The 16470-nt window shown below is 36.0% G+C and carries 13 protein-coding genes and 1 pseudogene; all 14 read right to left on the bottom strand.

What is annotated here, in order from left to right:
- Positions 1-55: 55 nt before the first annotated feature.
- Positions 56-2179: a membrane-bound serine racemase VanT gene (gene vanT, locus I592_RS06570; protein ID WP_010780994.1), complete on the bottom strand. Its 2124-nt coding sequence runs from the start codon at positions 2177-2179 to the stop codon at positions 56-58.
- The gene (gene vanXY, locus I592_RS06565; protein ID WP_010780995.1) at positions 2179-2754 is read right to left on the bottom strand and encodes a D,D-carboxypeptidase/D,D-dipeptidase VanXY; all 576 of its coding nucleotides are present in this window, start codon (positions 2752-2754) and stop codon (positions 2179-2181) included. Before vanXY ends, vanT begins: the two co-directional genes overlap by 1 nt.
- A complete protein-coding gene (gene vanC / locus I592_RS06560) occupies positions 2714-3784 on the bottom strand; it encodes a D-alanine--D-serine ligase (protein WP_010780996.1) in 1071 nt (356 codons plus the stop codon). The genes vanXY and vanC overlap by 41 nt, the downstream gene beginning before the upstream one ends.
- A 1196-nt stretch (positions 3785-4980) precedes the next feature.
- On the bottom strand, positions 4981-5565 hold the full coding sequence (locus I592_RS06555) for an SOS response-associated peptidase (protein WP_044926486.1): 585 nt from the start codon (positions 5563-5565) through the stop codon (positions 4981-4983).
- A gap of 5 nt (positions 5566-5570) precedes the next feature.
- A complete protein-coding gene (locus I592_RS06550; RefSeq protein WP_244265159.1) occupies positions 5571-5870 on the bottom strand; it encodes a DUF5960 family protein in 300 nt (99 codons plus the stop codon).
- The gene (locus I592_RS06545) at positions 5870-6274 is read right to left on the bottom strand and encodes a hypothetical protein (RefSeq protein WP_010780999.1); all 405 of its coding nucleotides are present in this window, start codon (positions 6272-6274) and stop codon (positions 5870-5872) included. Before I592_RS06545 ends, I592_RS06550 begins: the two co-directional genes overlap by 1 nt.
- Before the next feature lie 21 nt (positions 6275-6295).
- Positions 6296-7647: pseudogene (locus tag I592_RS06540) on the bottom strand (Y-family DNA polymerase).
- 576 nt (positions 7648-8223) lie between these two features.
- The gene (locus I592_RS06535) at positions 8224-9708 is read right to left on the bottom strand and encodes an MFS transporter (protein WP_010781001.1); all 1485 of its coding nucleotides are present in this window, start codon (positions 9706-9708) and stop codon (positions 8224-8226) included.
- A 68-nt stretch (positions 9709-9776) separates the two neighbouring features.
- The gene (locus tag I592_RS06530) at positions 9777-10517 is read right to left on the bottom strand and encodes a sulfite exporter TauE/SafE family protein (RefSeq protein WP_010781002.1); all 741 of its coding nucleotides are present in this window, start codon (positions 10515-10517) and stop codon (positions 9777-9779) included.
- A 23-nt stretch (positions 10518-10540) separates the two neighbouring features.
- Positions 10541-12571 carry an alpha-glucosidase gene (locus I592_RS06525; RefSeq protein WP_010781003.1) on the bottom strand — a complete coding sequence of 677 codons (2031 nt, stop codon included), beginning with the start codon at positions 12569-12571 and terminating at the stop codon, positions 10541-10543.
- A gap of 16 nt (positions 12572-12587) precedes the next feature.
- Complete coding sequence (locus tag I592_RS06520) at positions 12588-13445, bottom strand: NAD(P)-dependent oxidoreductase (RefSeq protein ID WP_010781004.1); 858 nt, start codon at positions 13443-13445, stop codon at positions 12588-12590.
- A 12-nt stretch (positions 13446-13457) separates the two neighbouring features.
- The gene (locus I592_RS06515; protein ID WP_010781005.1) at positions 13458-14792 is read right to left on the bottom strand and encodes an L-fucose/L-arabinose isomerase family protein; all 1335 of its coding nucleotides are present in this window, start codon (positions 14790-14792) and stop codon (positions 13458-13460) included.
- 11 nt (positions 14793-14803) lie between these two features.
- Positions 14804-15481: a DUF4867 family protein gene (locus I592_RS06510; protein WP_010781006.1), complete on the bottom strand. Its 678-nt coding sequence runs from the start codon at positions 15479-15481 to the stop codon at positions 14804-14806.
- A gap of 8 nt (positions 15482-15489) precedes the next feature.
- Positions 15490-16155: a transaldolase family protein gene (locus I592_RS06505; RefSeq protein WP_010781007.1), complete on the bottom strand. Its 666-nt coding sequence runs from the start codon at positions 16153-16155 to the stop codon at positions 15490-15492.
- Positions 16156-16470 lie beyond the last annotated feature (315 nt).

Genomic DNA, 16470 nt, shown 5'->3' with positions numbered 1-16470 from the left:
ATCGCTTTTTTCTTCTACATAAGTGTATCATATCCCCTAATGATCCCCAATTTCTTTACTCACCAGCAGATTGTACCGACAAACGGTTCCCTAAGCGGCTTAATACTTCATTAGTAATGGTCTGTGTTTGTGTAGCCGCAGTTTCAAAATCAGCTAGGACTGTCAATTCCGTTTCAATCGGTACAGCACCGAGTTCTGTTAAATCTACCAACAACATATCCATACAAATCCGACCAATCTGAGGTACTTTTTGATTGCCTAAAAACAGATTGAATGATACATCCGACAATTCTCTTGGGATTCCATCACAGTAACCTACACTGACGACACCGACCTTTCGTGGTGTTGAAAACTTCGTATTAAGTCCATATCCGATATATTCATTGTCTAGTACAATCTTTTTAGAAACCAATTGTGCCTTGATAGCAATTGTCGGTTTCAAATCCAGTTTTACCTTCGTTTCATCATTGGGATTACTCAAAAAACCATAAAGGATTACTCCTGCACGCACATAATCATAATGAAGCGTTGGATAATTCAGAATACCATAACTGCTTTGTATGTGAGTTAAGCCAATTTGGACACCTTGTTCCTTTAATTCTTCTACAAGCCAATCATAAACGAAAAGCTGCTTCTCAGTCCGTTCGACTGCTTCTGAGGTCAACTCATCTGACGATCCTAGATGAGAAAATAGTCCCTGAACTGTTAAATATGGTAATTGATAGATTTGTTTAATCCGATTCATTTTTGGTTCAACACCTAATCGATGCATCCCTGTGTCTACCTTGATATGACAATTGATTGTGACCTTTTCACGATTTAGAGCTATCGCGTGTTCTTCACTAATGATTGACTGAATCAGAGAATATTCACTGATTTCGAGAATTCTTTTCGGTGATGTGTATCCTAGGATCAAAATTTTTCCTTTGATCCCAGCTTTACGCAATTGGATTCCTTCATCTATGGTAGCGACACAGAAAAAGTCTACACCATTTTTCTCCAGAATCTTTGCGAACCCCGCCTCATCTGTTCCATAAGCATTTGCTTTCACAACAGCCATAACTTTAGAATCTGCAGGAATGACGCCTCTAATTTCTTTTAGATTATGAACTAAGGACTCGCTAGAAAGAGATTTACTAGCCCGATATGACACTTGTTTTTTCACTGAACATTTTTTTTTCACTTTATTCTTTAGTTCTAAAAGAATTAGTACCAGTACAGTAGTGCTGACAGAGACTGAAATGAAGAATACTACACTATTATTTATGAAAGGAAGGATCGAAGCACCTACATGCAGAACTGCTATTATGTAAGGATGCATAACATAAATACCCAAGGATAAAGGCGCACCATTTTCTACATATTTATGCGGATTCCATTGTAATACCATCTGAAATAGGCTCAACATCACTAAGGGCAGAAATAGATACATACTGTCATGATGCGGTGTAGAAAAACGATGTAACAGATAGCCTTCTAAAAGCAGTGCAGCTACACTTACGAATAATAAAAATGGATTGACAGTTTTTTTACATCTTTTTGTCACTTGCTTCTGGTACAAGAAAGCCCCAAGAGCTAAGAAAAGTGGCGCAAAGAAAACCCCATTGCGGGTACCTCCTAATATATTTAGTATTAAGGAATAGAATTCACTTATTAAAGGGATACTCTTAAAAATGCCTGACCAACTATCTCCACCAAGGCCAATCAGATACAACAGTCCTGTCACTAATAGAACCTTCTTTTGACTGAAGCGTACAATCAAGTATGTAGTAAGTATTACACCTAAAATAAGAGCTGGAAAATACCATAGATGGTACAAGAATCCTTCGAATAGAAACAATTGTAACCATTTTGATAGCGGCATAGAAAAGGTCGCAAATCCGCTATATATAGCCAGAGGGAGATACAGTAGATTCACTAACAAATACAGCTTACTTATTTTTTTTAGAAATTGAAGGATTCGCTGTCTCTCTGAATACTCCTGTTTTTTTTCAAAGGGGCCTAAAACATAGAAACCAGTGACCATGAAAAAGAATGGAACTGCGACACGAAACAAAGTTAGGGTTATCAGTGTATCTAATTGTGGTGCAATTGACTTAAACGGAAAACTATGGATCGCCACTACCATGAATGCCGCTATCATCCTAAAATTAGTGACGCCATTATTTGTTTTTTTCATTAGATAGCCCTTCCTGTTTGTTCAATAAATCGAATGTATTCTTCTAACGTCCAGCCTTGATCATGAATGATTCGGCTATGAGGAGCCCCGACGTATCTAAAATGCCAAGGTTCATAGCCAATTCCAGTCACTTCCTTTTTTCCTTCTGGGTAGCGCAAGATAAATCCATAATCCTTCATATGCTTTAGGAAACACTCAACAACTTTTCCCTTACGGAAACCAGGCGCAATCAAATCATGGATTTTTCCTTTTAAGCCGATATCTACTGCTAATCCAGTCTGATGCTCACTACATCCTGGAACAGCTACATATTCTTTAGTGTAATCTAATCCGTGTTTTTCTACTGAATACTCCCACAATTCTTCCTGATCATTTTGAGTTCGATACCCATCTACGATGACAATTTTATTTTCCAAGCGTAAATCGCGGATCAATGTTTCTAATTGTTTCGCAAGTTCTGGATGGATGTAAATATCCTCTTTTGAATTCGGGCAAAGTACTAAGTCTGTCGGTTCATTTTCTTTTTTCACAGGATTATTTTGATTCACTAGTTGTAATAAGGCGTCTTTCTTCATAATTTTCCTCCGCAAGTTCAAATAATTTTTGTATAATATCGCCATAAGTTAAACCTACAGCACCAAGCATTCCTGGAAAGCGCGAATGCGCTGTGAATCCCGGAAGTGTGTTTACTTCATTTAATAGAATTTCTCCATTCTCAGTTAAGAAGAAATCAATTCTTGCTAAGCCTTTACAGCCAAGAAAACGATAAAGAATCTGAGCCTGCAATTTAATATCTTCACTGATGGTTTCTGGGATTGAAGCTGGCACGTTGATTTTCGCAGTCAGTAATTGATATTTTTCAACATAATCGAAAAATCCTTCTTCTAAAGAAATTTCATCACATTCCCCGACAATCAAGTCTACATTTCCCAAAATACCACAGCCAATTTCTGTTCCTACGACCGCTTTTTGCAAAATCACTTTATTACCAAAAGAAAAAGCTTCTTCTATAGCTGTCCTTAAGTCCTCTTTTTCAGTGACTCGGCTAATGCCTTTGGACGAGCCACCTTCGTTAGGCTTTACGAATATCGGAAATCCATGAAGTCGAACAAAGTCTTCAGCTTTACCTTCTTCTTTTGATGAGTTAAGTAATATCGTTGGGGTACTGTTGATCCCAATGTTTTTTGCGAATTGATGTAATAACCATTTATTCATACAAATAGATGATGCACTGAGACCACAGCCGGTATAAGGTATTTCCATCATTTCAAATACTCCTTGCATAACGCCATCTTCTCCGTTTCCTCCATGAAGAATCGGAAACGATATGTCCGGCTTTAAAAACTTTTGATCTTCTTTTAACCAGAAGCCTTTTCCATTAAAGCAAGGCACTACTTCTTGAATCAAAGATTGTTCCATCCATCTATCATCTTGGATGTCTTCTGAATTACTATTTGTTAAATACCATTTACCTGTTTTACTAATCCCTATTTTAAAAATTTCGAAGTCCATTGTTTCCATTGTCTCAAGTACGCTGGCAGCCGATACTAATGAAACTTCATGTTCAGTGGAAGTCCCACCAAAAATCAATGCAATTTTTTTCATTTTTTTATCTTCCTCTCTTGGTCATTTCTAACCTAAGAGAAGCTTACCAAGCGTTTTTATAGTTTTGTTTTAGAAACTATTCTAAAATTCTACGTAAATTATTACGATTTTATGACTTTTGATAAATTGAAAAAGGCATAAACTCTTGATAATTCTTATCAATGGTTTTGTACTATTAAATAATGAAACAATCTCTCCTTAGAATTATGGTCAAAGCAAATAAGAGCAAGCTCATTTACTTGTTCGTTTTTGTTATCAATCTGTTTTCAATCCAAACAAACGATCCACAATATAGCCTTTTCAGCTCAATTTCAATTCTGAATTGCACTATATCAGCAGCAAATATTTTACTTTGGATATAAATAGAAACATCCTAGAAAAGTATTAGATTCTTCCTCTTTTTTCTAACTAATGAAAGAAGTCATTTAATATAATGAATTAAATATACGTTTTTTAGTAAAACCTGCTCATGGTTGATAGTTTTTTCTCACTAAAACTTTTTAATCAATCCTATTTCAATAAACTGAAGTGCTGTTCAAAGCTATTTATCAAACAAATAACAATCTTAATACACTTCTTGTTATTACAAGAATGAGGTTCATTTTTTACTAAACAAAAAACTACTTTAGACTTTTCGCAGATATTTGAATCTCCTAAAAGTCGAGAATGTCTTCTATTTTTTGGATAAAAGTAAAAAAAATCAAAGGTCCAGTTGACTAATTAAAAAATCAGGAATCGAATAATTCGACTCCTGAACAAATAGACACACTTATTTAGCTTATTAGTATTAATAAGTGGTAATGTTTTAAGTAAACGACATACGTATGATGAATATCACCGTTCACAACTGACTTGTCATATTTAGATAAATAAAGTTCTTCAACTTCTTTATCGAAAAAGAAGAATATATATTTCAAAACAGTCATCTTACCAATCTATTATTACATTTAAAAATAAATCAACAGCTAGCAAATAACTGGAAAATGAATCAAATGTAGAGTCAGTGATAGAGTCACGACATCTGCTACCAAAATGTACATTTCCTTCACCTCAATATAAGATACGCATTCTCGAGTGTATTTCATTAACTTTCTTTTTAACCCATAAGCTGAACTCATAAGAATTGAAACTATTAATAGTTACTATCCATGAAATTGCGTTTTCTTATCCAGGTGTAAAATATACAAATTATTCCATCACGAAACCTTTTTACTTTCTACGATTGATTTATTATTCTCAAGATATTCTTTCGCAAAATCTAAATCTAGAATCCATTTCTCCATATCTTTCTTATCGATGATCAACGGCATTCTATCGTGGATCTTAGAAACGACATCATCTGGTTCTGTTGTCATAATAATCGATTCAGCAATCCCTTCATGTAAACGATAAAAACCGGCAACATATAATGTTTCACTTTCTCCAATGAAAAGAAATTTTTCCTTATTAGTATTCCACTCATAAAAACCGGTCATTGGAAAAATACACCGATGATTTTGAAAAGAATTACGGAAAGTTTTCTTTTCTTCAACCGTTTCAGCGCGTGCATTAATCAAGAGCTGCCCCTTTTTAAAACCTTCAAATCCCCATTTTGTAATACCTGGGACGATTCTGCGTTTTTGATTAGCACCCAGAGTCACCACATTATTTGAAGGAAATACATCACCAGTTGCAATTTCTTTATCTCCATACTGCTTCTGTTTCTCTGCTACATTCCTGATAATTTTCCAGTATTCGTCGAGTTCGCCTGTCATAGGATCAAACAAATATCGTCCACACATTTCAATCATCCCTTTCCTAATAAACCACGGCGTTCCAAATCAATTCCTTTGTAACTGTATACTTTGATGCGAGAATTTTCACTAATCGTTCGGACATCAAAATAAAAAGTATGATCTTGACCGTCAACGCATTTATAACCAATGATTCGGAAGCTAGTCATTTGTCGTTTATGCATCAAGTACAAGAGCTCATCCTGTAAAGCAAAAAGCGGAACGTCCGTGATGACATAATTCATAAAATCCTTAGTAAATTTCTCAGAATTTTCCGTGTGGTAATCAAACTCTAAGCCATCTGTGTTAAGCATCAGGAGATCCAACTCCATTTCTCCTGTGTAGCAATCCGAATATTATTTATTGCATCAATGGATACCAGTTGCACACCAAGATCAACGTCTGAAATATAAAGGGTATTATCATTAAATCCTTCAACGACTCCAATAATATCTTCAAATGCCAATCCTTCACTATCTAATTCAGCCGTTTGAATAATTACTGTGCAACGATTTTTAAATGCAGTGTCCAATGTCTCACCAATCTCAAGATCATTCATCTGTTCCTTTCGAAACCAAATTTTATTTCTAATTGTGTTATCCTTTTTCATTTCAGATGTGTGCTCACTTAAATAAAAGCCCATCCACTTTGCCATACCACGATCATCATAATCACGAACATATGGATCAGGATGATACGCCATGAATGTTTCGCCCATTATAAATCATCCCCCTCAATTTTAAAGTCCATCTAGTCCACCGGCGCCGCCATTGTGACCACCGACAAGCCCTGCTCTCTTAATACTGCGTCCGTTTTCCAATGTTGAGCTGGCTCGTACAATACTGACAAAACCATACTTTTCTCGAATTTTATCTGTCACTTGATCAATCTTAATTCTCTTCTCTTGCTCGAACGGATCTTCAAAAAGATCAAGTTGATCGCCACCGTCATAAACCAAATTTGAATAGGTGACACCGATGTTACGAATGAAACTCCGACCATCATAAAATTTATTGAATAAAAACAACAATGATTCAGCTAATTGCTGTGTATCATTAGTAGCAGATATTTTTGTTTGGCGACCAAACCCTCTTTTTCCTTCATCTTTGCTATAACCAATAAAAAGGTGAACAGTTGTGGTTTTTGCACCCTCACGTCTTAATCTGATAGCAACTTGTTCGGCCATCTCACGTACTACAAGTGGTATTTCATCGCCACGATAGTCTCGCGGTAGAACTTGGCTATTTCCAATATTTTTTGATTTTGCAACATATGGTTTTTGCAGCTTAGAACGATCAATACCATTTGCATGATGATACAACTGGAGACCCATTATTCCGAACTTTCTATGTAATCGTTCAGGAGAAGCATTAGCCAAATCCTTAATAGATTTAATTTGCATAAACTCAAGATTTCGCTTCATGCGTCCACCGATCCCCCAAAAATCATCCATTTCAGGTATTGACCAAACCTTTGTTTGTACATCACGATAATTCCAAAGAGCACGCATATTATGATTTTTCTTTGCTTCATTATCCAAAGCTAGCTTCGCCAATAAAGGGTTACTATTCGACATGCCCACGGTACTGAAAATTCCAGTTGCTCGTAAAATATCTTGTTGAATTCGTTGCGATACGATATCTAATTTTTGTGCACGATTCAAACTTGAGTCTGGAACAAAGTAATTCAAGCTTTGGGTCAAATCCACTACGCACTCGTCAATGCTATACCACATTATGTCCTTATCGGGTGCATAATTACGTACCACATTTTGAATCTTCAAATTTTCTGAAATGTAATATCGCATTCGAGGAGGCACAACTATTAAGTTTTTTACCGCAGGATTTTCTTCTGGAGTAGGGAGTTCCCATTTTCTTGCGACATTACGAATTCCTAATATTTTTTTCGCTGCTGGTGAACTAGCCAGAATTAATCCACTCGTATTATCAGCCGTACTCATCACGATCAATAGATCACGTAATGGATGCAATTTTCGAGAAACTAGTTCGCAGCTCGCGTAAAAGACTTCATATCAATAAAGGCATAATCTCCGTGCGGTTCAAGTTCATATCTGAAATTAGGCTTCTCCATTTTCTTCACCTCAAGAACATTATACGAACATATGTTCTAGTTTGTAAAGCGAACAGTTTATTAAGGTTTAAATTTATTTTTTTCGATCCTCGTGAAATGAATAATTAACGTGCATTTTCTACAAATAATTGGATAAATTTAGATTTTCGTCGCTAACTTATCAGGTCTTTTCGATTTTAAAATCATAGAAATATCTCAAATTTCCTCGGTTTTTTTGATTCTATATCATATGATTTGTAAATATAGCCATTCCCCTCTTATCACTAAATTAATAACGCTTATCTCTTTTGGAAAGGAGAATTTCGTGCAAAAATTATTTACTAAAATAAAAAAAGCCCCAGGGGGTGACTGGAGCCCAATGTGAAGATAATTTAGTTGGGTGGAACTATTCAAGAAAATATTATCCTATTTTATATTTGTCACTTTCTTTCTCAGAAACTATCTGAAATCATTTATTTCTTTCAAACCTTTTCTTGAATAATCTACTATTACAATCGAAGTTTTCACTTGCTAGTGACCATTTGTTAAAGGCACAGAAAAATAAAATCGATAAAACATTTATTCTTTCTTATCTTTTCAAGCATTTGGTTCTTTCATGATTTCATTACTTTGATTTGATTCAGCAATTGATTCCATAATCATTGCTGCTTCTGTTTCTACTTCCGGTTCGTGATTCAACTTCGCTTCAACTTCCTTCATTTTTTCATCATCTAAGTTATAGATAAATTTCATTGAGCAGAAGATAATTGCTCCACCAATTAAAAGCAACAACGCGGCAAACGTTTTCACACCACTACCTACTCCGGCAGCCTGTTGAGCAACGTTGACTGTTTCGTTATAACCAACAGCAGATAAACCAGTACCAATTACTACTTGACCAAATCCTGATGCAAATTTACGGAATAGAGTAACCGATGAATAAACGGTTCCTTCTTCACGTCTGCCAGTCCGAGCTTCCATGTAATCAATAATATCCGAGATCAGCGCCCACATTAACATAACAAAAGCACCTTGCAATAAACCAATGAAAAATTGACACGCAATCCAAACATATGGATTATCCATAGGAGTAATCATCATAAAGGCTGCAACTGCAACTACACCAATAAATGGGTACGTAATCAAATTCTTCTTACCAATCTTTTTAACTAATGGTGTTAAGAAAATCATCATCAAAATTTGGGGAATATAAGATAACATCATAGTCAAGCTCAACAAGTCTGTTCTTTGGTAATGCAACATGAATACGTATTGATTCGTTGCGTTATTTGATTGTAATAACATCAATAAAGCACAGGTTGCAATTATCAAACCAATCATTGGACGGCTTGACATAGCTGAAAAGAATGTCTTAAAGAAATTCCCTCGTGACTGATTTGTATCTGTAGGCTCTTCCACTCGAACGATACGTTCTGTACACATTTTCGCACACGCTTGAATACAAACTGTTCCCATCAATCCCATAACGATCGCTGTAGGAATAAAACGAGAAAAAATTGGATCTCCAGATTGTGCATTATAAAGAACTAATGGAAGTACGACACCTGCAGGTACATTCCCTAGTAGACTACCAAGTGCACGGTACTTTGATAACTCAGCACGTTCAACACCATCCGTTGTGATAACCGAAGCCATTGAACCATAAGGAACATTCACCGCGGTATATACGAGAGTCCACAGAGCATAAGATCCCATACACATTGCTAGACGACCACCATACGATAAGGCTTCTATTGGTGTAAACATAATAATTGTTGCAAAAATCAATAAAATGCTTCCGTAGAACATCCAAGTTTTAAACTTACTTTTACCTGGTTTAGGACGTAATCTATCGACCATTGAACCCACAAAAATATCGTTCAAGCCATCCCATACTCGAGAAGCCAACGCAATAAATCCAAAATGTACAGGACTGATTCCCATTACCGTTACATAAAAGACCATAAAATAAGTACTAACCATTACAAAAGATAAGTTACATCCAAAATCACCAAGAGCATACCCGATTTTATCCTTCATACCAAACTTTGGAGCATCATCAACAATTACTGTTTTTGCCATTTTTTCATCTCCTTATTCTTTGACACCGCTCTCATTTCTTTGCTAAAGGAAAGACATCAAAAAGATGTCTATATCAAAAGACTGATACCTGAAAATATTAACAAAGCATATGAGATATGCATAAATGTTACCTGACTCATTTTTTTCAACAAAATTCCACCGATCACTATTCCAAATAGAAGAGGAATAATGGAAATTGCCATATAAGTTGCGATTTGAGCTGTTATTGCTTTCGCTATAATACTTTGAATTAAAATGAGAGAATTTAATACTAGCCATACAACCGATAAAGTTGCACGAAATTCTCTTTTGTTATCGATTTCCTTCGTTGCAAACGTTACTAGTAAAGGACCTCCAGAAACAAAGAGTCCATGAACAATTCCAGCTCCTAACAAAAGTAAAAGATTTACAATTGGATTTTTCTTTTTTCTTGTTTTATTACTTTTCATGAATGATTCCAATAAACCTTTAATACCAATGAATAGGATAAATACTGGGAGTAAATACATTAAAACGTCTTTCGGAAAAAAATTGTAGCAAATAATACCTATTGCTAAACCGATGCCCATAGTTGGAATAATTTTCCTCAGTAAATCCCCTCTAACAAAGGCATGGTCCTTACTAATGATCCAGAGACTGCCCACGATACCTAAAGCATTTAAAACCTGTTTTGCAGTCTCCAAATCAACCAATATTAGCAGGAAGGGCATAGCAATAAGAGTACCTGCGAATCCTGTGATTCCTTGAATAATATTAGAAAACAGAATCACCAGACAAAATACAAACAGTACCATCATATGAAGTTCCATTGCTTTACCTTCCTTTTCTTAAATTATTTATATTTACTTGTAATAGACTCAAATAATTCAGCGTATTCTGAGCCTTTACGATAAAATACAGGAGTCTGACCAATTGGTGAGGCAACTGTATAATTACCACCTTTAAATTCTTTTCCGGTCCACAAATGAACCCAAGTATCTTCGGGAAGATACACATCCCATTCGGATTTTCCTTCTTCATGAACAGGTGCCACCATAACATCAGGGCCAAACAGATATTGATATTGAATATCATAAGCGTGTTGGTCATCCTCATATTCCATAAATAAAGGACGTTGGACAGGAGTACCTTTTTCCGAGTTTTCCTTAACAATAGCCCGACGATAATCTGTCAAATCGGTAAAAACATTTGTACAAATCGCTAGGTGATCAATAGCTTCATCATCATCAAAAACTTGGAAGTTTTCTGCAGGACGATTTCCTTCATGACTTCTCATGAACGGTAAGAAAGCACCCATTTCAGCCCACCGCATAAATAATTCTTTTGTACGAATATTCCCGTGTAAACTTGTATATCCGCCGATATCACTATGGCTTAATCCACAGCCTGACATTCCCACTGAAAGTGCTGCCGGTATTGTAGATGCAAGCCCGTCATCAAGACTCCAGTTCACACTTTGATCTCCTGCCCAAATTAAAGGACAATATTTTTGACTACCAGTTGCTCCAGCGCGCATAAAGTAAACAATCTCTCCCCATTTACCAGATTCCTGCACTGCATCATAATTACATTTTGCCCAAAGCATCGGCCATTTATTGTGAGCAACCATCGGGTCAGTACCATCATGGAGTACGACATCTGTTGGTAGATACTCACCAAAATCTGCCATCCATCCATCACACCCAAAATCGATTAGTTCAGTTTTAATGACATTCTTAAACCAATCGAAAGCCTCTGGATTAGTAAAATCAACCACACCGCAATTAAACTCTCCGAAATCTACTTGATAAGTGCCACCATCTTTATTTTTTGCAAAATATCCCTTAGCATCAGCTTCTGGATACATTTTTGCATCAATAGCAACATAAGGATTGATATATGTCATGAATCGAAGGTTTTCATTTTCTTTCCATTCATGAATCTTTTTATCTAATTCCGGATATAATTCACCGTTCCATTCCCAATTCCAAAATAACCGTTTACCGAAACTGGTCATTCTGATGCCTTCCCAATCCTGACACCAAAAGCCTGCAAGTTTTACACCTTTATCAATCAATTTCTTACCGGTATTGTAAACATAATCTGTTCCACCTTGGATACCTAATAGAAAACCATTGTCTGACCATTCTGGTAATTGAGGCTGACGGCCTAACAATCCAGTTAGCTTTTCGATCAACTTTTTATAAGTAGGCGCTGTTTCGAACACGAGAGAATCCGGGATTTCCCAGTATTGCAACTCATGGAAATGATCATTTCGAAAATCAAAATCCGCATATGCATAAGAATTAGTATGGCAATAATATTTTTCTGTTGAAACAAAAGTAGCTTCTGGATAGTTAGTAGTATAATAATTACCACCAGCTTTGTCTTTTACATCAGCCCAGAAAGTGGTCAGAGTTTCCTTATTACGTCCTACACCCGGCTCAGAGCTCCACAATGGAAAATGTTTGCCACGTAGATTAAAATGAGATAGCTGTTCCCCACAACCATAAACTTTTTCGTCGGAGTTGGCTGCCAAACGAAGCCATAGTCGATTATACGATTTATCATCTCCCTCAAGAGCTAATACCAATCGTCCTAAATCATCAAACTTCGCAATAATGACTAAAGCGGCTTTACTATCCCCACAGCTTAAGCTTAATTTGATTTGATCATCGGCCTCAGTATAGTCAACTTTATCTAGTGGTATGCGTGTAATAAGATAGTCTTCAATTTTGAAATTACCGCGATACATCTCTACTTCTTCTTCTCCTCGACCAATAAACGCTACTGGATCGACTGACCAATCAAAGATCACACGGTCGTTGTAACTTAGTGTATTGCTATCAACAACGATGCTATTTCCGTTCTTTTCCATTTTCATGAACTATTCTCCTTTTTTATTGATCTGAAACAATTTTAAAAGTTGCTGAGAAATCTTCTCCACCAAAGTCCTTATCCATAGCGCTTTGATATACTGCCTGAACCAATTTTGTTCCTGGTAAATCTAGTCCTTGTTCAGAAATCATTTCACCTGCGATATTGACATCCTTATACATGTTTTCAACTGAAAAAGCTGTAGTGAAATCTTGTGTACCAATTGCTTTTCCTTTTGTTTCAAGATAGAAGTTTTTTCCACCGCCAATGTCAATTGCCGCAGAAAAATCTTCCCAATTGATACCATTTTGATTAGCCAAGACCATCATTTCATTAACGCCATTTTGAATTTCACCAACTAACATATTGTGGCAAATTTTCATAACTAGGCCTTTTCCATTTGTTCCCATATAAACAACTGCACTACCGATCATTTCTAAAAAGGGTTTAATTACTTCAAACTGCTCTTTTGGTCCGCCAACGTAAATCCCCAATGTTCCATCGATAGCAGCCTGCTTAGATTTTACTACTGGTGAATCTAAGAAATAGGCTCGGCGTTTTGACATTTCCTCACCAAGAGCAATCGAATCTTTTGGTGCGATAGTGCTCATGTCAACAAAAATTTGCCCTTCTTTTACAACTGGATAGATTTCCTCATGTACAGCTTTTACATGGGTCGCTTTAGGAACACTTGTAAAAACAATATCTGCATTTTCAGCAACCTCTTTACCACTGCTTGCCGCAATCGCGCCTTCGGCCACAAGTTCTTGCACTTTTTCTTTCACAAAATCAAACACATATACTTCAGTATTGCTTTTCTTAACAAGATTTAAGGCCATCGATTCACCCATAATCCCTAATCCAACAAATCCTAATTTCACAATATATTCCTCCTAATATACAAGTGTTTCAATATTTAATACACGCGCCATTTCGACTAATTCTTTAGTTACATCACCATGAATCATCGCAAAATGAGGTTCAATTCCTTGTTCGACTGTGTAAGTCACGAACTCATCTGCATCTTTATCTAGTTTAATTTCAGCAGATGTCCCAAGATAGGAATTCGGAACATCTAATGCATTACCTTTAGTAATAACGAAACGATACCCTTCAGGACCATATCCTACACGGAAAAGAGTTACTTCACCTGGCTTAATGCCGAAGTCCATTGCTAATCCTATTTTCCTGTTTGGATGAACTCCCGCAGTAGCCCCCGTTTTTGGATTAGCTATTGAATATGGTGCGAACCCACAATGCCATAAAATAATAGAATTGTTTTCAGGTACGATGTTGACTACATCTCCCATATACGGTGCATTACCTTTTGAAAGCATTTGTAAAATATACATTGAAAGGGAACCATGAATATCGGCTTCACAGGCAGTTGGAAAACCTTGTTCTGTCAATTGTGAAAAAGCGCCACACGGTGCAGCTTTTAATTCAACGAAAAAGTCAGGCCAACATCTCATTGCAATAGCGCTTAATCCATCATTTCGAATATAATCTTTGGCTACTTTAACAAATTGCGCGAAACGCTTCACTGTGTGATCAGTTCTATTTAACCCAATGATTTGTTTTTCAGCAAAATCAATTTCTGACTGATACTCTTCCTCATTCACTTCTTTAGCTAAGTCAAACCAATCATGGAGTTCGTAATGTTTCAAATCAACACCAAAGGCATTTCTTAAATCCATTTCATTCGCGCCCGAGAAAAAGAATCCTCCCGGATAATTTCCGATGACTCCAATGGTGAGATTCTTCACTTTTTTAATAGCCGATAAAACATTAATCTGTTTTTCTAAATTAATTTTTGTTGCTTTTTCCTCAGGATTTCCACGAGTGTATAAGTATGGACGTTTATTATTGTGTAAAACATTTGCTGTACTCATCACACCGGTTAAAGAATTCAACCGCAAGCGTCCACCAATACTAGGTTCCTTTAAGCCCCAAATAATAACTGGGACATTTACCAAATCAATCGCATTCTGGATAAATTCTCCGTCAGTGAACGTTGTGTCTTGAAACAAAATGACATCTGCATCAAGACCATGCACATTGATAAAATCTACTAACATATCTGGATCAGTCAATAACCCCTCTGGAATTATTGGTTGAATCCCTTCCATATTTAACAATAATTCTTTACTTTGAGAGTAGATATTTTCTGCAAGTTCGACATCAAAGGTTAAACGAGCAGTAGGTAAAAATAATACTTTAGTTAACATGTTCTCACTTCCTATACGCCCACAGGCTGTTTCAATTCAAAATTTTCTCCATAAAGCCCTGGATACGCACCCATTCCTATCATTCGATCATTTTCGGGATGGCTCAATAACCATTTGTTCATCTTAAACAACGTTTTGTCTTTAATCCTGTCTAAATCTTGTTGTTCGAAATCTTCATTCGTTCCCTCAGGTAACACCACAATAGTGCGAAAACCAATTTCAGTTGTCTTACATGGAGCGAAGTGAAGCGTTGTCCCATATAACTCAATCAAAGTTCCTTTTGGTACAAAAAAAGCAACAACATTTTTGGAACTGTAGCTATCATCTTTGATTAATGACATCTTTCCTAAAAACAGAACGATATCCTCAGTAGCAATATTAATTTCTGGACACTTATGGTACTCTAATGCGTTCAATTTATTGCTATTGCCATTGCAATAGCCAATTTGAATTGGTAAATTACCATAAATTTCTCTTTGTAATTCGTCTTTAATCGTCAAGGACTCAAGTTCATGATCTGAAGGGACATAAACATTCCCTTCAGACGGTAATGGTTTCTCTTGTAATTTGATCAATAGTTCTCGCGTATCAAAATTTTTCAAGATTCGCCCATATTCTTCAAAACAATCCTGTTCAACTGAATACAAATCAAAATTTGAATTTACTTCTTGTATTTCAGCTAATTTCATAGTTACCCTCAACTTTCTTTTGTGTTGTCCCATGCATTTCTAAATACTCCTAAACCGTAATCAGTAAACGGATGCTCAAAGCTTGCTTTAAAGACATCCAGTCCACAAGTTACAATATCAGCACCAGCTTTTGCTGCTTCGCCAATCTGAAAACCGTTTCTTAAAGCAGCAACGATGATTTCAGTTTCAAAATCATAGTTTTTATAAATTTTTACAATGTCACGAATATAATCAAACGCATTGTCTCCACTATTCTCTTTCCAGCCAACAAAAGGTGAAACAAATTTCGAGCCGTTTTTCGCAGGAACAATTGATTGAGATGGTGAGAATACTAATGTTACGTTTGTTCGTACACCTTCTTCTTCAAGTCTCCGTGCAGCTGTCAAGCCTGATTCGCAACAAGGAATTTTGATAACGAAGTTTTTAGATAAAGCAGCAATTTTTTTCCCTTCTGCTACGATTTCATCAGCATCATCTAAATGAGGATTGATTTCTACTGAAATTGGAAATTCAGGGTCATTTTTAAACTCATTTGCTAGCTCCTCAAGGACAACTAAGAAAGGTTTACCGCTGTTCATGATGTGTCTTGGATTCGTTGTTACGCCGTCAATCCCAAAATTATCCCGAGCATAGCGAATCTCCTCAATTTTTGCACTGTCTAAAAAGTATTTCATAATGTTTACCTCTTTCTTTTGATTAATATGTTTAATTAATTAATTATGGTCTTAGTATAACCGCTTTCAATACCAATGTAAAGGAAAATTTGATTAGCAAAGGATGTTAATTCGGTGTGAGCAAAACTTTGGATTATTAGTAGCTTTAATCAATTATTTTCGTTTTACTATTTACCGTTCTTTTTTTAGAGCATAAAAGCTTAATATCATACCAAATTTGATTTCTTGAGGTTATCTAAATACTTTGCTTTATGGAAAGTCTCCTAACAAATCCGTTAAAAAATATTCTTAACTAATTTTCTAAATGTCTTCTTT

The sequence above is a fragment of the Enterococcus gilvus ATCC BAA-350 genome, assembly GCF_000407545.1.
In the GTDB taxonomy this organism is placed as follows: Bacteria; Bacillota; Bacilli; order Lactobacillales; family Enterococcaceae; genus Enterococcus_A; species Enterococcus_A gilvus.
This window is presented reverse-complemented; position numbering and strand designations above follow the sequence as displayed.